Consider the following 22140-nt stretch of genomic DNA (forward strand, 5'->3'; position numbering starts at 1 on the left):
GCCTATTGGCTCAACGCCCTGGACCACGCGGGTCCAGGGCCTGCTGCGACAAGATCAAAGCCACTTGAAGGCGTCGCGACCGGCATAGACGGCCTCGTCCGCCAACTGGTCTTCGATGCGCATCAGTTGGTTGTATTTAGCAACACGGTCAGAGCGGGAAAGAGATCCCGTCTTGATCTGCCCAGTGCTCGCACCGACCACCAGGTCCGCAATGGTCGTGTCCTCGGTCTCACCAGAGCGATGCGAGACGACGGCCGTGTAGCCGGCGCCGTGCGCCATCTCGATGGCATTCATGGTCTCGGTCAGTGTGCCGATCTGGTTGACCTTTATGAGGATGGAGTTCGCGACGCCCTTGTCGATGCCTTCCTGGAGAATCCGGGTGTTGGTCACGAAGAGGTCGTCGCCGACGATCTGGACCTTGCCGCCAAGACGGTCCGTGAGGCGCTTCCAGCCGTCCCAGTCGCCCTCGGCGAGCCCGTCCTCGACGGAGAGAATCGGATACTTGGACACCCATTGATCGAGCAGGTCGATCAGGCCGTCGGAGTCGAGGGTGCGGCCTTCACCCTTGAGGACGTACTTGCCGTCTTCGTAGAACTCTGAGGCGGCCACGTCCATACCCAGATAGATGTCCGCGCCCGCCTTGAAACCCGCCTTATCGATGGCTTCAAGGATGACCTCGATCGCCGCCTCGTTGGAAGGCAGATCGGGCGCGAAGCCGCCTTCATCGCCAACCGCCGTGCCGAGACCACGCCCCTTGAGCACGGCCTTGAGTGCATGGAAGACCTCGGCACCGTAGCGCACCGCCTCGCGGATGCTCGGGGCGCCGACGGGCATGATCATGAACTCCTGAAAGTCCACGCTGTTGTCGGCATGCTCGCCGCCATTGATGATGTTCATCATGGGGACGGGCAGCTTGTAGGGGCCACCCGACAGCGACATGAAGAGCGGCAGCGCCTTCTCCTGCGCGGCGGCGTGGGCGGCGGCCAATGACACGCCGAGCAAGGCATTTGCACCCAGGCGAGCCTTGTTATCGGTGCCATCCAGCTCGATCATGCGCTGGTCGAGCGCCTTCTGATCCGCGACATCCATCCCGAGCACGGATGCGCGCAGCTCCCCCTGGATGTTGTTGACGGCGGTCAGGACCCCCTTGCCGCCGTAGCGGGACTTGTCGCCATCACGCAGTTCGAGCGCCTCGCGCGAGCCCGTGGAGGCGCCCGAAGGGACGATGGCGCGGCCGATGGCGCCGTCTGCGGTAATGACATCGGCCTCGACTGTGGGATTGCCGCGAGAGTCCAGCACCTCACGTGCGCGAACGTCGACGATCTCGGACATGTTCTGATTCTCCTGGAAGGGAAAGACGATAACTCAATATTAGGCGGTTCGAGCGGGATCCACCTCAAGCTCTGCAAGACCGGCCATTTTGACCAAACGATCCAACTCGACCAGGGTCGCGAGCAACTCGCGCATCCGACCAAGCGGCCAAGCGTTGGGGCCATCGCTGAGCGCCTCATGCGGACGCGGATGCGTCTCCATGAAGATGCCCGAGACCCCGGCCGCGACCGCAGCCCGCGCCAGCACGGGAACGAACTCGCGCTGGCCGCCGGATTTGTCCCCTTGTCCGCCTGGCAGTTGCACCGAATGGGTCGCGTCGAAGACCACCGGACAGCCGGTCTCACGCATCACCGCCAGGGCGCGCATGTCCGAGACCAGATTGTTATAACCGAAGGAAACCCCGCGCTCGCACACCATGATCTGATCATTGCCGGTCGCGCGCGCCTTCTCGACGACGTGGCGCATGTCCCAAGGCGCGAGAAACTGACCCTTCTTGAGGTTCACCGGCTTGCCCTGACTGGCCACGGCTTGGATGAAATTGGTCTGACGGCAGAGAAAGGCCGGCGTCTGGAGCACGTCCACGACGTCCGCCACCTCGCCGAGCGGCGTGTCCTCGTGCACGTCCGTCAGGACGGGAACGCCGACCCGCTGCCTGACCGACTCCAGGATCTTGAGCCCGGCCTCCAGGCCTGGGCCGCGGAAACTGCCGCCTGAAGACCGGTTGGCCTTGTCGAAGGAGGACTTGTAGATGAAGGGGATGCCGAGCGCGTCCGTCATCTCCTTGAGCGCCCCGGCCGTCTCATGCGCCAGCCCCTCGCTCTCGATGACGCAGGGCCCGGCGATGAGGAACAGCGGATGTTGGAGCCCAACCTCGAATGAGCCGAGCCGCATCATGCGGCCTTGTCCCCCACCCGTGCATGCTGCTCGATGGCCGCACGGATAAAGCCGGTGAAGAGCGGATGCCCATCACGCGGCGTCGAGGTGAACTCCGGATGGAACTGGCAGGCGATGAACCAGGGGTGATCCGGGATCTCGATGATCTCCACCAGGCGGCTATCGAGCGACCAACCCGCGAAGCGCATCCCGGCATCCTTGAGCTGATTGAGGTAGCGGTTGTTGAACTCGTAGCGATGACGGTGGCGCTCGCGCACCTGCGCCTTGCCATAGACGGCTCGGGCGAGGCTGCCCGGCTCGAGCCGGCAGTTCTGACCGCCGAGGCGCATGGAGCCGCCCAGATCGTCGTCTTCGCCGCGGGTCTCGACCTTGCCGTGCTCATCGCGCCACTCGGTAATGAGCGCAATGACCGGATGGGGCGACTGGCGGTCGAGTTCAGTGCTGTGCGCGCCCTCGAGGCCGGCGACGTGACGCGCGTACTCGATCACCGCGACCTGCATGCCAAGGCAGATACCGAGATAAGGAATGCGCTGCTCGCGCGCATAGCGCACGGCGGCGATCTTACCCTCAATGCCACGCTCGCCGAAGCCGCCCGGGACCAGAATGGCATCGAGGCCATCGAGGCAATCCGGACCCTTCTTCTCGATCTCTTCCGCATCGAGATAGAGGACTTCGACCTTGGTGCCCGTATGGACGCCCGCGTGCGCAAGCGCCTCTGAGAGCGACTTGTAGGCCTCGGTCAGGTCCATGTACTTGCCGACCATGCCCACGCGGACGGTCTGAGATGGCTGATCCCATGCCTCGAGTACCCGATCCCACTCGCTGAGGTCGGCCTCGGGCACGTCCAGACCGAACTGGCGGACGACCAGTGCGTCGAGCTCCTGGGCATGCAGCAAGCGCGGGATGCGGTAGATGTTGTCGGCATCGACCGCCGAGATCACAGCGTCCTCGGAGACATTGGTAAAGAGCGCGATCTTGCGCCGCTCGTCGTCAGGGAGATGGTGCTCCGCCCGGCACAGCAGGATATCGGGCTGGATACCGATGGAGCGCAGCTCCTTGACCGAATGCTGGGTCGGCTTGGTCTTGATCTCGCCCGCGGTGCGAATGTAGGGCACCAAGGTCAGGTGCATGAAGAGGGCGTTCTCGCGACCCTCCTCGACACGCATCTGACGGATCGCCTCGAGGAAGGGCAGCGATTCGATGTCACCCACGGTACCGCCGATCTCGACCATGGCGATGTCCGCGCCTTCCGCACCCAAACGGATGCTTTTCTTGATCTCGTCAGTGATGTGGGGGATGACCTGCACGGTGCGGCCCAGGTAGTCGCCGCGACGCTCCTTGCGGATGACGCTCTCGTAGATCTGTCCCGTCGTGAAGTTGTTGTTGCGTCCCATCCGGGTCCGCAGAAAGCGCTCGTAGTGGCCGAGGTCCAGATCGGTCTCCGCGCCATCGTCGGTGACATAGACCTCGCCATGCTGGAAGGGGCTCATGGTGCCCGGGTCCACGTTGATGTAGGGGTCGAGCTTGATCATGGTCACTCGCAGCCCACGGGCTTCGAGCAGTGCTCCGAGCGAGGCCGAGGCAATACCTTTTCCCAGCGATGAGACGACACCGCCGGTGATAAAAATGAACTTTGTCATAGGAAACAGGGGGAGGGTCGAGGGTAGTGGCCCGAATGCACGCACAAAGTTATCAAAACCGCCTCTTCGGCTCAATCAGAGCCGATCGATGCGCAGTCGCGGAGGGGGCTCGACAAAGGATCACGGACACTTCTATCCGCGGGCTAGGGTATGCACAACAGCTTAAGTCCCGCACACTTGTATTCTGACATGGATCAGGTTACAAAATAAGAAATCTTGACCCAGATCAAGCGGTGAACCCTTCGTGCAAACCGTCATAACGCTAAAGAGGACGGTGTCTTGAGTCAGCGGACAGTGATCTCCCTAGAAAGCATCCGGGTTGCATGCAAGAACTGCACCCTTTCGTCGCTTTGTCTCCCCATGGGCCTCGCCCAAGAGGACGTCGAGCGACTGGACGACATTGTAAAGCGAGCCCGCCCCTTGCACCGAGGGGATTTCCTCTTCCGCGAGGGCGACAAATTCCGATCTCTCTACGTCGTCAAGACCGGGTCTGTGAAGACCTTCGCACCCAGCCAAGAAGGCGGCGAGCAGGTCCTCGGCTTCCATCTCCCAGGGGAAATCATCGGACTCGATGCTATTGATAAGGACGTACATGCGTGCTCGGCACGGATACTCGAAACCTCGGCGATCTGCGAAATTCCCTTCGCGCGACTCGAAGATCTGACGGCGAACATCCCCAGCCTTCAGCACCAAATGTACCGCTTGCTCAGCAAAGAGATCAGCCAAGATACCGACATGCTCCTGCTGCTCGGCAAGAAAAACGCCGAGGAACGGCTCGCGGCCTTTCTCTTGAGCCTATCTCAGCGCCTGCACAAGCGCGGACTCTCACCCTTGGACTTCTATCTCAGCATGTCGCGACACGAGATCGGTAACTACCTCGGCCTCGCCGTCGAGACTGTCAGCCGGCTCTTTACCCGCTTCCAAGAGGACGGCTTAATGCAGGTCGATCGCAAGCACATACAGCTGCTCGACCTTCCCGCTCTGGAGGCGCTCGTAAAGGGCGTCGGACAAGGACGCGACAAGCAACAACAACCGGGCTAAAAGAGCGCTGCCACGGGCGACTCCGGTTTGGACGCGCTGCCCCGTCCCGACCGACGCACAAGCCCTGCTTCCTTAACGCCCCTCCTCCCGCAACCAGAGGCAGCCGCCGGCGCTCGCAGCGTCGATGGCATCAAGGCGCGCCGCATGCGCCTCACAGTCCGCGTCACTCGCCTTCACGACTCGCAGCCGAGGCCGGTTAGGATCGATGCGTCCGCGCCGAGCAGGTTTGGAGCCGGCGCCCGCCTCTTCCAGCGGATCACCACCAAGGTGCAGCGCGATCTGCCCGCCGGTCATCGCCAGATAGACATCCGCGAGAATCTCGGCGTCGAGCAGGGCGCCGTGCAGTTCACGATGCGAATTGTCGACCGCATAGCGCTTGCAGAGCGCATCCAGCCCATTGCGCTGACCAGGATGCATCCGACGCGCCATCTCGAGCGTATCCGTCACCTCGCAGAGGTCGGCGATGCTTGGCGCATCCGCGCGCCACAGGCGCAGCTCGTGATCCAGAAAGCCGACGTCGAAGGGCGCGTTGTGAATAATGAGTTCGGCGCCATCAATGAACCGGATGAAGCGCTCGGCGACGTCGGCGAAGCGCGGCTTGTCGGCGAGGAAGGCACTACTGATGCCATGGACCTCCTCGGCGCCGGCGTCGATCTCGCGGTCAGGCTGGATGTACTGGTGAAAGTTGCTCTTCGTCAGACGACGGTCGACCATCTCCACGCAGCCGATCTCGATGATACGATGACCTTCTTTGGGCTCGAGACCTGTTGTCTCGGTGTCAAGAACGATCTGACGCATTTAGCCTCGCCCCCCTCTTGGGAATACCTTGATTCGCCAGCGCGTCGGCCCGCTCGTTCTCGGGATGCCCGGCATGCCCCTTCACCCAGTGCCAGCGAACCTCATGGCCGCCTAGCGCCGCATCGAGCCGCTCCCAGAGATCCCGGTTCTTCACCGGCTTACGATCTGCGGTGCGCCAACCGTTGCGCTTCCAGCGAGGCATCCACTCACCGACACCGCGCTTGACGTATTGCGAGTCCGTGGTGATCTCGACGCTGCACGACCGCTTCAGCGACTCGAGCGCGGCGATCACCGCCATCAACTCCATACGATTGTTGGTGGTCTCAGACTCGCCGCCGCAGAGTTCCTTTTCAGTCTCACCCCAACGCAGGAGCACCCCCCATCCGCCCGGACCCGGATTGCCCTTGCAGGCCCCATCAGTGTAAGCATGAACAGCGTCAGGCATGTCCGGTCCCTCGTGTCGTCGGCCGCACGGCCCGGCCGGCGAGCAGCCTGCTCGGCGTCGCCCGCACCGGCTTTATCGGGGTCAGGGTTGCAACCCGCTTCACCGCGCGAATGACATAGACCGCGCCAAGCATGGGCCAAAAGCGCTTGCCGAGCCGCTCCATGCGCGCGCAGCGTCGTCCGCGCAGCGAACCAATGGGCGGGCAAAAGACGAGCGCCTCGCGAACCTCGATGTCGAAACCGAGTTCGACCAGCCAACCCTCGACGCGCGGGGCAAGAAAAAAGCGGCCGCACCAGGGCATCCGCCCCGGCGAGCGCCAGAGCACCCGGCGCAGACCCCAGGCACTCAAGGCATTGAAGCCAACCACGACGACACGCCCCTCCGGGATAAGGACACGCTCGACCTCGCCCAGGACGGCCTTAGGGTTCGCCGAGAAATCCAAGGTGTGAGGCAGCAGGACCGCGTCGATACTATCGGAGGACAGGGGGAGCTGATCCGGGAGCCCGACGATGCTCGCGGGCTCAAGCGCATCACTGGGCTCGATCGGCACTTGGATGCGATGACGGATACGGCTCGATGCCAGTGCCTCACCGAAGGAGTTGGTCGCGCCGACCTGAATCAGGTAGTAGCCAAAGGTATTCGCGAGCAGTCGCCTCACGGACTCGGTTTCCAGGCGCACAACCTCCTCGCCCAAGGGGGAGCGAAACCATGCGTCAAGCCGGGTGAAGGGAGGGGCCTGGACAGGCTCAAAATTCATGCGGATGCCTCTTCTGGGCGCACATGGTAACCGTGATCGCGAGCGATGTCCTGACGCGCGCAAGGGCATGTCCCCAACCGCAGCCTGGAATTGGCCTCAACCTTTGCGTATGATGGCGTGAGAAAATTTACAATGTTTCGCTCATACAGAGACTTAAGGAACATTTGATCGGGGTTCTCCATGTCAGAAGTCAGCCTTCTGCGGCATTTAGCCTTTGTGCTGGGCGCGCTCGCATTACCCTTCATCGCCGGTTGCGCCGGCCAGTCACAGGTCACAGCGACTGATGAGGGTGGATATTACGGCGACTACGCGGGCGTAATCTCGGCGCGCGAGTACGGTTATGTTCGCCCCGCTGGAGACGTCGTCTTCGGCAGCAGCTCACGTGCCGCGGGGCGCGCGCAGGGCAGCAACCTTTGGAGCCGGGTGCAGGCCGGCATGCAGCTCAACCTGCAAGCCAACCCGCGCATCGACAGCACCGTCGAACGCTTCCGCCGCGACCCCCGCTTTCTCGAGAAGGTCTCCCAGCGCGCATCACCCTACCTGCCGATCATCGTCGCAGAGATCGAGCGCCGCGGCTTCCCCATGGAGATCGCTTTGCTCCCGCATGTCGAGAGCCGCTATAACCCTGCCGCCACCTCGCCCAAGTCCGCTGGCGGCATGTGGCAGTTCATGCCCTACACGGCTCGCGAAATGGGGCTGAGGCTCGATAGCGGCTACGATGAGCGCCGCGATGTCGTCGCCTCCACGCGCGCGGCACTCAATTACTTGGAAATGCTCAACCGGCGTTTCAACGGCGATTGGGAGCTTGCCATGGCCGCCTATAACTGCGGCCCCGGCCGAGTCGAGGCAGCCCAGGAGGCCAACCGGCGCCGCGGCAAGCCGACCGACTTCTGGTCGCTCGATCTCCCGACGGAGACGGAGAACTACGTTCCCAAGATCTTGGCGACGGCAAAGCTCGTGGCCGACTCTCGCAGGTACGGTCAGCGCCTGCCGGCGATCCCGGATCGCCCACAGATGGAGATGATACGCAGCAGCCAGCCGATGGACCTCGTCCGCGTCGCGACCGCAACTGGCGTCAGCGTTTCAGAGCTGCGCAGGCTCAACCCCAACATCAGCATGAGCGCCAAGGGTGGACCCAACATCTCGAAGCTGATGGTTCCCGCAGGCCGCGGCAGCAAAATCAGCGCCACCTCTCGGAAAATCAGCGTCGCGCCGATCGGTGCCTCCACGGCATCAGGCGTTGCGGTCCGCGTCAATCAACGCCAGAAGCCACTGGCCGACAGTCGGCTGACCGAGGGCCGAACACAGGTCGTCAAGAACGGCGAGACCCTCGCCTCTATTGCACTCAGGCACGGCCTCGATCTAAAGACCCTCGCGGAGTGGAACGGCATTTCCTCACGCGAGCCCCTCCTACCGGGACAGTCGCTCAGCATCCCAACCCGGCGCGGCGGACCGGACCTCGTCACTCATCGCGTGCGCAAGGGCGATTCGCTCTCAAAGGTCGCCCGGCGCTACGGCGTCTCCATGGCCGATATCCGCCGCTGGAACCAGCTCACGGACAAACAGCTGAGGACCGGCGAGACGCTGCGTATTTACCGGCGCGGCTCCTCCTCCTGAGGCGCATGCCGAGACGCCACTCCGGCGAATGAAAGGGGTGCCATTCAGCTCTGGACGCAGAGCCACCACGCCCAACGCAAGGGAGTGGCCGCGGGAATACCTTGTCGCGACCGGACGCTTCGTGGTCTGAGAAGCAGCCCCCAGGGGCAGAGTCCCGCACCAGAGGGCTCACCGCCACGCGAACCGGCTCGCCCAGTCGGATCCTGTTTTACGCGGCTTGGGGATACAGCAGTTGATGAGAGACCAGATTGCCCTCTGCGTGCTGCTGCTTTGCCAGCACCCAGGGCTGAGCGCGATGTCGTGGCTTCCAGTACCGCCCACTTCAGAGCATCAAGTCAGTTCGCGCGACCAAGCGACAGGTCGCGTCGACAGAGTTGTGGTGAAAAAGGCGGAGCGCAGACTCTACCTCATGCGAGGCGATCAGAGGCTTCGCTCATACCCGATCGCCCTAGGCTTCAGCCCCAAAGGCCACAAGCGTCGCGAAGGTGATGGACGCACCCCCGAGGGGCGCTATGTCATTGATTGGAAGAACTCGGCGAGCCGCTTCCGTAAGTCCTTGCACCTGTCTTACCCCAACCCAGCCGATGCGCGACGGGCAGCCTTTCGGCACCAAGCCCCAGGCGGAATGATCATGATCCACGGTCAGCCCAGCGGGCACCGCGATGCCCAGCCGATTGAGGGCGACTGGACGCTCGGCTGCATCGCCGTCTCGAATCCTGCGATCGAAGAGATTTGGAGCCTGACGAGCACAGGAGTGCCGATCGAAATCTTGCCCTGAAAGGCGAATGGCATCCCGGAAGGACTCGCGGATAAGACAGACCTGAAGCCCTTTCCGGAAATTCCCATACCCCTGTACATCAGAGGATCCTTGTTGCTCTAGGGGCGAACTCATTCGCCCCTAGAATCCTTGAGGGCGCAAAATGCTCGCAGATGAGTCACATTTCGATGAAGCGTCCGACCACCCAAAGCCGCCGGTACCGGTATCGGTATCGGTATCGGTATCGGTATCGAGATCGAGATCGAACCGACGATAGCGATCCCGATGGCATGACTCGTCGGTCTGAGGCAAAGCCTCGCTAGAGACCCTCTGAGTATTTCCCTTCCCGGAAATCGCCTGAGAGCCCAAGCGCGCCAAAGGGGCCTTCCCTGTCCTCCCAGTGGCTGGAGACCGGAAGCCTATCACCTCTGCGCTCAGTGAGCGCAGCAGCGGTGCGATACCGCATCCGGTTGGCCGTCATATCACCAGGGAAGCATCCGCCGCAAACCATTGTCCTTGAGCACGTATTGATGCCAGAGCGCAGCGAGAACGTGCACACCGATCAGCACATAAAGGAAGATCTCCATCGGTTCGCCGTGGAAGAACTCCTCCATGATCTCGTGCAGACTCTGCATCTCGCCGGTGATGGAGGGAATCTGGATCCCGAAGAAGTCAGCTGCGTAGTTCTTGGACGCCACCCGCAGATAACCGAAGATCGGTACGAGCAGGGTGGAGAGATTCAGAACGACGTGAGCGCCATTCGCCGCGAGCTGGCTCCACTTGGGCGCATCAACCAGCGCTGGCGGCGGCACCAGCTTGCGCCAGCCCAGGCGTGCGAGGGTCAGCAGGAAGACGAGGATACCCAGCGACATATGGAGCCTCAGCCAATAAAGCTCAGATTCCTCCGGGACCATTTCACGAATGGTGTTGGTCAGGAAGAGGCCGAGCAATAGCAGCGCGACCAGCCAGTGAAAACCCTGCGCGACGAGCCCGTACCGCTCGACCTTGATAGATTGACTCATTGACGATGACCTCATTGTCGATAATCAGAAAACCAGGATTTTTACATGGTATCGTGCAAGGAAACCAGTCCGCTCAACGCTCATCGGAAGCGCCAGCGAGGCAGGGCACAGACCAGAAGAAGCGCAGCATCTCTCGCGATGCGTCCGGGCCGCGCGGTTCGGCAAAGGGACTGGATACACGGCCGCCAAGCCAGCCATGCCCAGCGCCCTGAGCCAGCCACAGCTCGGCAAGGGGATCTCCGCCTGAGATCTTATACTGGATCTGCAGGTAGTTGAGTCCGTTGTCAGTCTGACCCTTGCGGCGCACGGCATCGAGCCGCCCCACGGCAACACCCTCCTTCGCAGCCAATCCCGGCAGAAACTGCTGAATCAGGGCCTCCGCATTGGCTGGACTCACCGTGGGATCCCCATCACCGTGAAAGACGATGATCGGGGGCGGCCGCAGGTCCGGCAGTTCCACGCCGCCGCCAGTCGGCCCCTGAGCCATCAGTGAAAGCGCCGTGATCAGATCTCCCGCGACGCCGTAGGGAAGCCCAGAGTGAGCACAGACAGCGGCGAACAGGTCCGGGTAGGTGACCGCCAGGGTCACGGCCATGGCGGCCCCCGCCGAGAAGCCGGCAACATAGACGTGACGCGGATCCAAACGATGGGCATCCCGAAGATGGCGCGTCATAGCCGCCAAGATGCCCGGCTCACCAGCCCCCCTATCTTGATTCTCCGCGCTGTACCAAGACCAGCAGCCGGAGGCATTGGCAGCCGCGGACTGGGCCGGGTAAAGCACGACGAAACCCAGGTCTTCGGCAAGGTCGTCCATCCGCGTTAATTGCGCGAAGGCCTCCGGATCCTGGCCGCAGCCATGCAGCATGACCAAGAGCGCGGGCCGCTCAGCGAGGCGGCGCGGCCTGTAGAGACGATAGTCCCGTCTGCCCAGGGCATCCGTGAAGGTGCCCCGCGAAACACCTGGACGCACCCCGGGCTCAGATGGAATTGCGTCGAAGCTCTGTGGCACTGCGCCGTCCGTACCCCTGGCGCTGGAGTCGTCAACCAGCTCGAAGTCGCCTTCGATAGCGTCCTGCGCACTAGCAGACGCCGTCGCCCCCCAGTGCTCAGCCGCCCCGGCACCCAGCACCCCTTGGATCAGCGCGGTGGCCTCGGCAAAGCGTCCAGCCTGGGTCAAGCGCGTGGCCTCGGCCATCGCTGCCTTGATCTTGTCATCTATCATTACGAAGCTCTCGCGCTCTTTGCGGTTCAACTGATCTCTTGTCTGAGTTGACGCCAGCGGCCCGTCGCACCGCCAAGCGCCGGATCATAACAACAATGGCCGGACGCCCTCTCCGCCAACATTGAGGATGTCCGCACCATGTCCCATTAAGAAGCGCCGAGACGGCCCGCTCCAGTCTCCTGGACCCTTTCGACCGGGATGTCGCACCTGGTCCTCAGCCCATCGTCGCGCGACACATGAATCTGACGGGCGGCTGATCAGCCCCAGCGATCTTGGCGAAGACGCGCACCGATGCGCCCCCCTAGCTTGTGCGATTCGCGCCAGCCGATCGCGTCAGCCCCAAGCTCAGACAAAGGTGAGCCCCGCGCACAGCGCCGCTTCCTTTTGCGTCGGATCAGCCCCACTCTGCTCCCCGAGCGAGAACAAATTATGAGCACCGACGGATCCGAGATCGATCCCGAAGGATCCAAGGGAAGAGGCGAACCCAATGTCAGAGAAATCGAAGCTATTCCAGCTGCTCGCGCATGGTCACTATGCGTCGAGCTTCGAGCCGGAGCCTGATGAAGAGGTCTACGACGCGAAGAAGGAGGCCTTGGTGCGGAGCATGCTCGGCGAGATTGGCGAGGACCCGGATCGTGAGGGGCTGAGACGCACGCCCTTACGTGTCGCCAAGGCAATGGACTTCCTTACGAGCGGCTACACATTGTCGGCCGAGGACATCATTAAGGGCGCGGTCTTCGAGGAAGACGTCAAGGAAATGGTGATCGTTCGCGACATCGAGTTCTACTCCATGTGCGAGCATCACATGCTGCCCTTCTTCGGGCATGCGCACGTCGGCTATCTGCCAAATGGCCGGGTCGTCGGTCTTAGCAAGATTGCACGTGTCGTCGACGTCTTCGCGCGGCGACTGCAGGTGCAAGAGCGCCTGACCACCCAAGTCGCAGACGCACTCATGGATCACCTCAATGCCCACGGCGTAGCCGTCGTCATGGAGGCAAGTCACACCTGCATGATGATGCGCGGCGTCCAGAAACAGAACAGCACCACGGTCTCCAGCGCCATGCGCGGCGCCTTTCACGAGGATCCGCGAACGCGCTCCGAGTTCATGGCCTTTCTCAAGAACTGACCTTGGCAGTTGGCAGTTGGAGGATAACCGGCTGATGCCTATCTGGGCGGTCGATTTTGCGGCCTGCGCAGACCAACGCGAAAGGAGCCGCGCCCGCTGGGCGCGGCTCCTCTTCAAATCACTGGCAAACCACGCCGCCCGGTGACGGCTGGGTTGGCTCCGCGATCAGTTCTTGCTCTTGTCGACCAGCTTCTTCTCGCGGATCCAGGGCATCATCTCACGCAGGCGCTCACCAACCTCTTCGATCTGATGCTCGGCACCCAGACGGCGCATCGCCTTCATGGAGGAGGCCCCAGCCTGGTTCTCCAGGATGAACTCCTTGGCGAACTGACCGTTCTGGATCTCACCCAGGATACGCTTCATCTCGGCCTTGGTCTGATCGGTGATGACGCGCGGACCACGCGTCAGATCACCGTACTCGGCGGTGTTGGAGATGGAGTAGCGCATGTTGGCGATGCCGCCCTCGTAGATGAGGTCGACGATCAACTTGACCTCATGCAGACACTCGAAGTAGGCCATCTCGGGCGCGTAACCCGCCTCGACCAGCGTCTCGAAGCCGGCCTGGATCAATGAAGTCAGACCGCCGCAGAGCACGACCTGCTCACCGAAGAGGTCGGTTTCGCACTCCTCACGGAAGCTCGTCTCGATGATGCCAGCACGACCGCCGCCGTTGGCCGAGGCGTAGGCCATGGCGATATCGCGCGCCTGGCCAGTAGCATCCTGATAGACAGCGATCAGGCTAGGAACGCCGCCGCCCTGAGTGTAGGTCGAGCGGACCAAGTGGCCCGGACCCTTGGGCGCAATCATGATGACGTCGAGGTCCTCGCGCGGCGCGATCTGACCGAAGTGAATATTGAAGCCGTGCGCGAACGCCAGGGCGGCACCCTGCTTGATGTTCGGCGCGACTTGCTCACGATAGAGCGCCGCCTGATGCTCGTCGGGAGCCAGGATCATGACCACGTCCGCACCCGCAACGGCGTCTTCGATCGACTTGACTTCGAGACCCGCGTTGGAGGCCTTGACCGCGGAGGCTGAGCCCGGGCGCAGACCGACGGTGACAGAGACCCCCGACTCCTTGAGGTTGTTGGCATGGGCATGCCCCTGAGAGCCATAGCCGATGATGGCAACCTGCTTTCCTTGGATCAGGGAAAGGTCGGCGTCTTTGTCGTAATAAACGTTGATGGTCATTGCGTGGATCCTATTGGATTAAACGATCGGCTCGGGACGGCACGGAGGCCACCGCCAAGGCTGCGGCCTGCCCGATGACCATCCCGAGCGACTGATTCAGGGCTAGAGTGAAAGTCCCTTCTCGCCGCGCGCGATACCGGTCGGACCGGAGCGCACGACTTCGATGATGAGTCCTTCGGGCACAGCGTCGATGAAGGCATCGAGCTTCTTCGAGGCGCCCGTCAGCTCGACAACATAGCTGGTATCTGTGACGTCGATGATCTTGGCGCGAAAAATCTCGGTCAGCCGCTTGAGTTCCTCGCGGTCTTGGCGCTCGGCGCGCACCTTGACCAGCATCATCTCGCGCTCGATGTGCGGCCCCTCGGAGAGATCGAGTAGCTTCACCGTGTCGATCAGCTTATTGAGCTGCTTCTTGATCTGCTCGACGATCTCGTCGTTGCCGGTGGTAACCAGGGTCATGCGCGACAAGGTAGGGTCGTCGGTCGGAGCGACTGTGAGCGACTCGATATTGTAGCCACGGGCCGAGAAGAGGCCTGCAACGCGCGACAAGGCGCCGGCTTCATTCTCAAGCAGCACGGCAATGATATGTCTCATGGGTGGATCTCGTGTCGAATCAGGTCAAGTCTGCGACGGGATCAGGCCAGTTCCCGATCGGACAGGCTGGGCGAGAGATGCATCTCATGATGCCCTTTTCCCGCCGCGATCATGGGGTAGACGTTCTCCGTGGGATCCACGATGACATCCATGAAGACAAAGCGATCTTTCATCGCGAAGGCTTCACGCATGGCGTCTTCGAGATCCTCTGGCCGCTCGATGCGCATGCCAACATGGCCGAAGCTCTCGGACAGCTTTACGAAGTCTGGCAGGGCGTCCACATAGGAGTGCGAATAGCGGCTCTCGTAGAAGAGTTCCTGCCACTGGCGCACCATGCCCATGTAGCCGTTGTTCAGCAGCAGAACCTTGATCGGCAGCTGATACTGCTGACAGGTGGCCAGCTCTTGGATACACATGAGGATGCTGGCATCGCCAGTGATGCAGGCCACCTGTGCGTCCGGATACGCCAGCTGCGCGCCGATGGCGGCCGGAAGGCCGTAGCCCATGGTGCCAAGTCCGCCCGAGTTGATCCAGCGCCGCGGCTGGTCGAACGGATAGAACTGAGCGGCAAACATCTGGTGCTGGCCAACGTCAGACGCGAGATACAGCTCACCCTTGGTGACCTTGTAGAGCGTCTCGACCGCGAATTGAGGCTTGATGGCGGGACCTGAGCCGTCGTACTTGAGACACTCCACGCCGCGCCATTGAGCAATCTTCGTCCACCAGTCTGCGACTGGGCTCTCGCTCGATTTGGGCTTGCGCTCCTGATAGAGGCGCAGCATGTCGGCCAATACGCTCGCCACCTGACCAACGATGGGAATGTCGACCTTGACGTTCTTGGCGATGGAGGATGGATCCACGTCGATGTGGACGATTTGCGCGTGCGGGCAAAAGTGCTCGATCTTCCCTGTGACACGATCGTCGAAGCGCGCACCGACGGCGATGAGGACGTCGGTCTCATGCATGGCCATGTTGGCCTCGTAGGTACCATGCATCCCGAGCATGCCGAGGAACTGCGGATCCGTCATGGGGTAGGCACCCAGCCCCATGAGCGTGCTCGTGATCGGGAAGCCGGTCGTCCGCACCAGCTCGGTCAGCTGGGCCGAGCCTTCACCGAGAACAACGCCGCCGCCGGTGTAGAAGACCGGGCGCTTGGCTTGCAGCATCAGATCCACGGCCCGCTTGATTTGCCCGTGATGGCCCTTCTCCACCGGGCTGTAGGAGCGCATCTTGATCTCCCGCGGGTAGACGTAGGGAATCTTGATGCCCGGGTCGGTCACATCCTTGGGGATGTCGACGACGACCGGACCGGGGCGACCCGTGGTCGCGATATAGAAGGCCTTGCGGATGGTGATCGCCAGATCCTTGACATCCTTGACCAAGAAATTGTGCTTCACGCAGGGCCGCGTGATACCGACGGTGTCGACCTCCTGAAAGGCGTCGCTGCCGATCACAGGAGTCGGCACTTGCCCGGTCAGGATCACCATTGGGATGGAGTCCATGTAGGCCGTCGCGATGCCGGTCACCGCATTGGTCGCCCCTGGACCGGAGGTGACCAGGCAAACGCCGCAGTGTCCCGTGGCGCGCGCGTAGCCGTCCGCGGCGTGCGCGGCGGCCTGCTCGTGGCGAACCAGGATATGTTTCAGCGAGCCCCGCTTGAAGAGGGCGTCATAGATGTGCAGAACCGCCCCGCCAGGGTACCCGAAGACGTATTCGACCCCTTCGTCGATCAGGGCCTCAATGACGATCTCAGCCCCACTCAACTCTTTGGCCGCCACATTCGTGTCTTCCGGCTGCGCTTCAGTTAATGCCACCTTAAGCGACCTCCGATGGATCCACCCGCGAAGCCAAGCAGAGCGGCCGAGATGCATTCGCACGTCGGCCCGCATGACGCTGATTCACAGGTGCGCCGCGCACACCCTGAACACGCCATGCGTTGCAGCCCAGCAAGCGGATCCGATTAAAGCGTTGAAAAAGAGATTGAAGTTACAGCGATCTCTGACAGCGGTCAAGCCGTTGTGCGAGGCGGTTGGCGCAGAGACCTAGGCGGAAGCCGAGTCTCCTAGCCGCATGCCTCGAGATACAGCGGCACCCGCCAATTCGGGGGGAGATCAAGGGGCAACGAACGCGCACCGCCACGCGGTCCAGGAGTCAATGGCCAAAGGTCGAGCGGCCAAGGTCAGATCGTTCGACCGCCCTTGAGTATGATGTTTCGATTCGCGGACATGCCGTAGGCATCGTCGTGGATATTCTGCAGCAACTCCAGCTCAACCCAGGCATCGGTCGGCCAACCGCCGGGCTGCCCCTGATCGCCAAGCACCAAATCACGGAACATGATCTCGAATGCCTCGGGATCGCCCCAGCCAGCGATGAGGCGCGTCAGTGCATCGGGAAAATCACGCTCGAGGGCGCAAGGCTCGCCCCCATTCCCCGCCCCGCGCGCCATGTCGGCCTTGGTCGGCTTGGCCAAGGGCAGCGAGCGAATCCAGTCCGGCAGCTCGGCCTGACCCTCAGTGTGCGAGTTCGCCTCGGGGAGTTGATCTATCAGCATCTTGACGAAGGCCCTGATGGCCTTTCTCGGATGCTCGAACTCGAGGACTAGGGTGTAAAGGTCGGTCCAGTCGAAGACCCTCGTACGCGATTCCCTGACCTCCACGACACGAGCGCGCAACCGAATACCGGGCAGATCGCGTGTACCTGTGATGGACAAGCTGATGCTCTGACCGGGCTCATAGGCATCGAAGACGGTGACGGTATGTCGCCCATTAGCGATCTGACGCAGCATGTGGCGAAGCTCGTCGGCGTCGCTCACGGTGACCTCAAGCTCCCTCACCAAACCGCTGCTGCCGTCGAGTTCAATCGTCTCGTCGCTGGCGCTCAACATCTTGAGCAAGCGCTCCAACCTGGACTGACTGCGCGGCGAGAGGCTGATGAAGCGCACGGCAATGAGGTAGTCGCCGCCCTGCAAAGGGCGAGCCCTAAGGAGCTGGGCATGGGCCGTGATGCGCTCGTCACGCTTCCACGGGAAGATCACTTTCAAGGGCCCCGCCTGCTTGGGAAGCGGCTCTGAGATCAGCAGCAGCGCCCCACCCCAGGAGATATCTTGGCTGATCGCGGAAACAGGTTCGTCGCACCCAGGGAACTTAACCTGAACCGGGATCTGTATGCCAATGCGAACCTGGGTTCGGCGATCTGAGACGCTGGACTCCATTGCTACCTGCTGCTGCACGTGGCTCATAACGAAATTCCCCTAATGCCTACGCGACGAGACTTCCCTGACTGACAGCGCCAAGCCCAGCGAAGCAAGGGTCGGCAACTCTCTGGAAAGCCCCTTATTTTCGAACATTAGGCGATGAAAAGAATCCCAACTTTGGTACGAAGGGCAGAGGGCTTGCGGCGATCTGGCTCGCTCACCTCGTTGAGCCCGAGACGATGTCGGTAAGTCTACCCCACCGGCAGGCCCAATTCTGAGACTTAGAAGTTGTTTCTGCACGCTAGGATCAATAGACTTCCGCGCTTTATTCAGCCAAAGGCGATCTGATGCGCACTTCCCAGTTCCCCCTCCAGACCGTCAAAGAGACGCCCGCCGACGCAGAGATTGTCAGTCATCGGCTAATGCTGCGTGCCGGCATGATCCGCAAGCTGGCGGCGGGGCTCTACACCTGGCTGCCGCTGGGGCTCAGGGTGCTGCGGAAGGTCGAGCGGATCGTGCGCGAAGAGATGGATCGGGCCGGCGCGCTTGAGGTCTCAATGCCGGCCGTGCAGCCAGCGGAGCTGTGGCAGGAGTCCGGACGCTGGGACCAATACGGCCCCGAACTGCTGCGCCTGCGCGACCGCCATCAGCGGGACTTCTGCTTCGGCCCGACGCATGAGGAGATCATCACCGACCTGGCGCGCAACGAGCTGAAGAGCTACAAACAGCTGCCGATCAACTTCTACCAGATCCAAACCAAGTTCCGCGACGAGATCCGACCGCGTTTCGGCGTGATGCGCGCGCGCGAGTTCTTGATGAAAGATGCCTATTCCTTTCATCTCGATGAGGCATCGCTGACCGACACTTATCGACAGATGCACGACACCTACTGTCGCATCTTCACGCGCTGCGGGCTCGACTTCCGCCCGGTGCAGGCCGACACCGGCAGCATCGGGGGCAACGCCTCGCATGAGTTCCATGTGCTTGCGACCTCCGGTGAAGACGCCATCGCCTTCTCGACCGACAGCGATTACGCGGCGAACGTCGAACTCGCCGAGGCCCTTGCCCTGGCCGATGCACCACCCGCGCCTCAGCAGGACGCGCGCCTTGTCGACACACCAAACGCCAAGACCATCGCCGATCTCGTCGCGCAGTTCGAGCAGCCGATCGATCACACGATCAAGACGCTGGTCGTTGCGGCTTCCGACGAGGCGGAGGCGACGCTGGTTGCCCTGCTGGTGCGTGGCGATCATGAGCTGAATGCCGTGAAAGCAGAGAAGCTCCCACAAGTTGCGGCGCCGCTGCGCATGGCAACCGAAGAGGAGATTCGCGCTGCCGTCGGCGCTGGTCCTGGCTCGCTCGGCCCCAAGGACCTCCCGATCCCCTGCATCGCGGATCGGACAGTGGCGGTCGCCGCAGACTTCAGCGCCGGTGCTAACCAGGACGGCAAGCATTGGTTCGGCCTCAACTGGGGGCGTGATCTCCCGTTGCCCGAGGTCGCCGACCTGCGCAATGTCGTCGAGGGTGATCCCAGCCCAGACGGCAAGGGCACCCTGACCATTGCGCGCGGCATCGAGGTGGGGCATATCTTCCAGCTCGGACGCAAATACAGCACCGCGATGAAAACGACGGTACTGGGCGAGGACGGCAAGGCCACGACGCTCACCATGGGCTGCTACGGCATCGGCGTGTCGCGCGTGGTCGCCGCCGCCATCGAGCAGCACCACGACGATCGCGGCATCTGCTGGCCGGCACCCATTGCGCCCTTCGAGGTTGCCCTGCTGCCGATGAAGCTCAACAAGTCCTATCGTGTCCGCGAGGCCACCGAGCAGCTCTATGCAGACCTCCAAGCCGCTGGCGTCGAAGTCCTTCTCGACGACCGCGACGCCCGCCCCGGCTTCATGTTCGCGGACATGGAACTGATCGGCATCCCCCACCGCATCGTCGTGGGCGACAAAGGGTTGGACGAAGGGCAGGTCGAGTACAAGGGCCGTCAGGACGCGGAGATGCAGCTCGTCCCTATCTCGGAGATCCTGACCTTCGTTCGGGATCGACTCCGGGCCTGAGCGTGATCCGCAAAGGCATCTCCAGAAGAGATCGGATTAGACCGCGCCTGAGCATCGGCGCATCGCGCTGAGCGAGCGAAAGGATCACAAGGCAGCGCCCAGAGCAACCAAAGGATCTAAACGCCGCGCCTTCCGATCATCCATCGGCCGTCATGACCGCTGCGGCCCCGCTCAGGCCACGCGGCAAGACCGCGCTCCATCAACTTCCTTGCGAAGATCCAGGATCAACAGTGGAAAATAAAGAAGCCTCTTTCAATCGCGACGAACTCTTGGCCTGCGGCGCCGGCGAGATGTTCGGCCCTGGGAATGCCCAGTTGCCCGTACCCAACATGCTGATGATGGACCGCGTCATCCGCATCGCGAATCATGGCGGCGCTAATGGTAAGGGCGAGATCCTCGCCGAACTCGACATCAATCCTGATCTCTGGTTCTTCCAATGCCACTTCCCCGGCGACCCGGTCATGCCTGGCTGCCTTGGTCTGGACGCCCTCTGGCAGCTGGTTGGCTTCTACCTCGCCTGGATCGGGAATCCCGGGCACGGACGCGCCCTTGGCGTTGGCGAGGTCAAGTTCACCGGGCAGGTCCTGCCCAATGCAACCAAGGTGACCTACCACATCGACATGAAACGCGTCATCACGCGCAAGCTCGTGCTCGGTATCGGCGATGGCGTGGTCCAAGTCGACGGCAGGACCATCTACACGACCAAGGACCTGAGGGTCGGGCTCTTTACCTCGACCGACGGCTTCTGACCTCGCAGGGCACCACGGGGGCCGGGGCACTTGGCCCGAGCGACCATGCTGCGACTTGGGATGAGATCGGGTGATGAGCAGGATCGACTTCTACAGCCTCGAACCAGGAAGCCGCGGAGATCGCTTCTTGCTTGCGTGCAAGCTCGTCGAACGCATCCGCGCTAAGGGGCTGCGCGCCTTGATCTTTTGCCCGGATCTCGAGCAGGCGCGCCACCTCGACCGGCTGCTCTGGACCTATCGAGACGACAGCTTCCTCCCCCACGGACTGGTCGGAAAGGTCGATACCGACCTCACGCCCATCCTCATCAGCACGGATGGGCGCCCGGAAACCGAGCACCAAGTCCTGATCAATCTCGCGCTCCAGCCGCCCGACTTTCTAAATCGCTTCGAGCGCGTCTGCGATCTCGTTGACCAGAATCCTGAAATCCTGGCTGCCGGCCGCGTGCGTTACAGAGGCTATCGCGGCGCCGGCCTCGAGCCCAATCACCACAAGCTCAAACTGTAGCGCCGTCAGTCGTCAGTCCGCAGAACAGAGGAAGGTACTGCGCCATTCGCGCGGCCATGACAGCCGATCGGATCAGCCTTCGCTCTCACTGAAGCGTTCAGCAACCTCGCAAAAGCGTTCGAAGGTCGCCAGGAAGGCATCGGCGACATCCGGATCGAAGTGACTGCCGCGGCCGTCGCGAATGATGTCACGTGCGGCCTCATAGCTCATGGCAGGCTTGTAGACCCGCACCGAGATCAGGGCATCGAAGACATCCGCGAGCGCCATGAGGCGCGCAGCAATGGGGATGCGGTCCCCAGCCAAAGCGTCCGGATAGCCTCGACCATCCCAGCGCTCATGGTGATTACGGGCGATGTCCTTGGCGAGGACAAGAAACTCGACGGGGCGCTCGACGTCGCGCTCGGCCAGCTCGATGGCATCGCTGCCGAGCTTGGCGTGCGTCTTCATGATCTCCCACTCTTCCGGCGTCAGCTTGCCTGGCTTGAGGAGGATGTAGTCTGGAATACCAACCTTGCCGATATCATGCAGCGGGGCAGATTTGGCGAGCAGATCGATGTTGCGCGGGGTCAGAAAATCAGCAAACCGCGGATGACTCTGCAGATGGTCCGAGAGTGCGCGCACATAGCCTTGCGTGCGGCGCAGATGGTTGCCGGTCTCTGGATCCCGAATCTCGGCGAGATGCGCCAAGGCGTGAATGCTGACGTCCTGAACGATGAGGTTCTCGTGCAGCCGACGCTGCAGCTCGGTCTCGAGATAGGTGTTCTGATGCTTGAGCCAGTCTCTGGCTTGCTTGAGTTCGAGCTGCGTGTTGACCCGCGCCCTGAGGATCGGCGGCACGATTGGCTTGGCGATATAGTCGACCACGCCGACGTCCAGGCCGTGAATCTCCGCTTCGGTGCTGTCCATGGCAGTCACGAAGATCACTGGAATGTCCGCGGTCTCAGGGTCCGCACGCAAGCGCTCGAAGACCTCGTAGCCATCCATCTCGGGCATCATGACATCAAGCAGGATAAGGTCCGGCGTAGGCGCCGTCTTGACCACACGCAGTGCCTTGATGCCAGAGGTCGCGGCCCGCACCCGATAATCGGGATGCAGCAGCTCGTTCAAGACCGCAAGGTTCTCCGGTGAGTCGTCGACGATGAGGATGGTGGCAAAGGTCTTGCGCACCGCACCGAACTCGCCCGCTGCCAGTGA

General features: G+C 62.2%; 20 protein-coding genes. 7 read left to right on the top strand and 13 right to left on the bottom strand.

The features are described 5' to 3' along the window. Positions 1 to 54: 54 nt before the first annotated feature. The 3 genes from eno to G3480_RS07730 are packed head-to-tail and all read right to left on the bottom strand — an operon-like array spanning position 55 to position 3866. A complete protein-coding gene (gene eno, locus G3480_RS07720) occupies positions 55 to 1332 on the bottom strand; it encodes a phosphopyruvate hydratase (RefSeq protein ID WP_164653302.1) in 1278 nt (425 codons plus the stop codon). Positions 1333 to 1371: 39 nt separating this feature from the next. Then, entirely contained in the window at positions 1372 to 2226 is an 855-nt protein-coding gene (gene kdsA / locus G3480_RS07725) for a 3-deoxy-8-phosphooctulonate synthase (protein ID WP_240905660.1), read from the bottom strand. After that, positions 2223 to 3866 carry a CTP synthase gene (locus G3480_RS07730; protein ID WP_206171562.1) on the bottom strand — a complete coding sequence of 548 codons (1644 nt, stop codon included), beginning with the start codon at positions 3864 to 3866 and terminating at the stop codon, positions 2223 to 2225. Before G3480_RS07730 ends, kdsA begins: the two co-directional genes overlap by 4 nt. A 279-nt stretch (positions 3867 to 4145) precedes the next feature. On the opposite strand from G3480_RS07730, the gene fnr reads away from it, so the two are divergent. Then, positions 4146 to 4907, top strand: coding sequence for a fumarate/nitrate reduction transcriptional regulator Fnr (gene fnr, locus G3480_RS07735; protein ID WP_164653303.1), 762 nt, complete (start codon positions 4146 to 4148; stop codon positions 4905 to 4907). Between the two features lie 72 nt (positions 4908 to 4979). Here fnr and dnaQ read toward each other — a convergent pair whose 3' ends face one another. The 3 genes from dnaQ to G3480_RS07750 are packed head-to-tail and all read right to left on the bottom strand — an operon-like array spanning position 4980 to position 6907. Next, positions 4980 to 5705: a DNA polymerase III subunit epsilon gene (gene dnaQ / locus G3480_RS07740; protein WP_164653304.1), complete on the bottom strand. Its 726-nt coding sequence runs from the start codon at positions 5703 to 5705 to the stop codon at positions 4980 to 4982. Then, entirely contained in the window at positions 5686 to 6150 is a 465-nt protein-coding gene (gene rnhA, locus G3480_RS07745; RefSeq protein ID WP_164653305.1) for a ribonuclease HI, read from the bottom strand. Before rnhA ends, dnaQ begins: the two co-directional genes overlap by 20 nt. Further along, positions 6143 to 6907: a class I SAM-dependent methyltransferase gene (locus G3480_RS07750; protein WP_164653306.1), complete on the bottom strand. Its 765-nt coding sequence runs from the start codon at positions 6905 to 6907 to the stop codon at positions 6143 to 6145. Before G3480_RS07750 ends, rnhA begins: the two co-directional genes overlap by 8 nt. A gap of 180 nt (positions 6908 to 7087) precedes the next feature. On the opposite strand from G3480_RS07750, the gene G3480_RS07755 reads away from it, so the two are divergent. Together G3480_RS07755 and G3480_RS07760 are read left to right on the top strand one after the other, a co-directional pair. Further along, positions 7088 to 8524, top strand: coding sequence for a LysM peptidoglycan-binding domain-containing protein (locus G3480_RS07755; protein ID WP_164653307.1), 1437 nt, complete (start codon positions 7088 to 7090; stop codon positions 8522 to 8524). Positions 8525 to 8903: 379 nt separating this feature from the next. Then, positions 8904 to 9302: a L,D-transpeptidase family protein gene (locus tag G3480_RS07760; RefSeq protein WP_338114091.1), complete on the top strand. Its 399-nt coding sequence runs from the start codon at positions 8904 to 8906 to the stop codon at positions 9300 to 9302. 461 nt (positions 9303 to 9763) lie between these two features. Here G3480_RS07760 and G3480_RS07765 read toward each other — a convergent pair whose 3' ends face one another. Together G3480_RS07765 and G3480_RS07770 are read right to left on the bottom strand one after the other, a co-directional pair. Next, the gene (locus G3480_RS07765) at positions 9764 to 10303 is read right to left on the bottom strand and encodes a cytochrome b (RefSeq protein ID WP_164653308.1); all 540 of its coding nucleotides are present in this window, start codon (positions 10301 to 10303) and stop codon (positions 9764 to 9766) included. A 73-nt stretch (positions 10304 to 10376) separates the two neighbouring features. Then, on the bottom strand, positions 10377 to 11525 hold the full coding sequence (locus G3480_RS07770; protein ID WP_206171563.1) for an extracellular catalytic domain type 1 short-chain-length polyhydroxyalkanoate depolymerase: 1149 nt from the start codon (positions 11523 to 11525) through the stop codon (positions 10377 to 10379). A 487-nt stretch (positions 11526 to 12012) separates the two neighbouring features. Here G3480_RS07770 and folE point away from each other — a divergent pair, with 487 nt between their 5' ends. Next, positions 12013 to 12651, top strand: a complete 639-nt coding sequence (gene folE / locus G3480_RS07775; protein WP_164653309.1) for a GTP cyclohydrolase I FolE — start codon at positions 12013 to 12015, stop codon at positions 12649 to 12651. A 165-nt stretch (positions 12652 to 12816) separates the two neighbouring features. Here folE and ilvC read toward each other — a convergent pair whose 3' ends face one another. The 4 genes from ilvC to G3480_RS07795 all read right to left on the bottom strand — a co-directional run bounded on the left by ilvC (position 12817) and on the right by G3480_RS07795 (position 17671). Continuing rightward, positions 12817 to 13833: a ketol-acid reductoisomerase gene (ilvC, locus tag G3480_RS07780; protein ID WP_338114093.1), complete on the bottom strand. Its 1017-nt coding sequence runs from the start codon at positions 13831 to 13833 to the stop codon at positions 12817 to 12819. Positions 13834 to 13941: 108 nt separating this feature from the next. Beyond that, entirely contained in the window at positions 13942 to 14433 is a 492-nt protein-coding gene (ilvN, locus tag G3480_RS07785; protein ID WP_164653311.1) for an acetolactate synthase small subunit, read from the bottom strand. 41 nt (positions 14434 to 14474) lie between these two features. Further along, positions 14475 to 16247 carry an acetolactate synthase 3 large subunit gene (locus tag G3480_RS07790; protein ID WP_338114092.1) on the bottom strand — a complete coding sequence of 591 codons (1773 nt, stop codon included), beginning with the start codon at positions 16245 to 16247 and terminating at the stop codon, positions 14475 to 14477. Between the two features lie 365 nt (positions 16248 to 16612). Further along, entirely contained in the window at positions 16613 to 17671 is a 1059-nt protein-coding gene (locus G3480_RS07795) for a PilZ domain-containing protein (protein ID WP_240905661.1), read from the bottom strand. A 302-nt stretch (positions 17672 to 17973) separates the two neighbouring features. On the opposite strand from G3480_RS07795, the gene G3480_RS07800 reads away from it, so the two are divergent. From G3480_RS07800 to G3480_RS07810, 3 genes are all read left to right on the top strand, one after another. Then, positions 17974 to 19692 (top strand): proline--tRNA ligase, encoded by a 1719-nt coding sequence (locus tag G3480_RS07800; protein ID WP_164653313.1) that lies wholly within the window; start codon positions 17974 to 17976, stop codon positions 19690 to 19692. Positions 19693 to 19922: 230 nt separating this feature from the next. After that, positions 19923 to 20441: a 3-hydroxyacyl-[acyl-carrier-protein] dehydratase FabA gene (gene fabA, locus G3480_RS07805; RefSeq protein WP_164653314.1), complete on the top strand. Its 519-nt coding sequence runs from the start codon at positions 19923 to 19925 to the stop codon at positions 20439 to 20441. Between the two features lie 73 nt (positions 20442 to 20514). Continuing rightward, on the top strand, positions 20515 to 20946 hold the full coding sequence (locus G3480_RS07810; protein WP_164653315.1) for a DNA polymerase III subunit chi: 432 nt from the start codon (positions 20515 to 20517) through the stop codon (positions 20944 to 20946). Positions 20947 to 21018: 72 nt separating this feature from the next. Here the strand turns inward: G3480_RS07810 and G3480_RS07815 are convergent, their stop codons facing one another. Beyond that, on the bottom strand, positions 21019 to 22113 hold the full coding sequence (locus tag G3480_RS07815; protein WP_164653330.1) for an HD domain-containing phosphohydrolase: 1095 nt from the start codon (positions 22111 to 22113) through the stop codon (positions 21019 to 21021). Positions 22114 to 22140 lie beyond the last annotated feature (27 nt).

Source organism: Thiorhodococcus mannitoliphagus (genome assembly GCF_010915725.1).
GTDB classification, from domain to species: Bacteria; Pseudomonadota; Gammaproteobacteria; order Chromatiales; family Chromatiaceae; genus Thiorhodococcus; species Thiorhodococcus mannitoliphagus.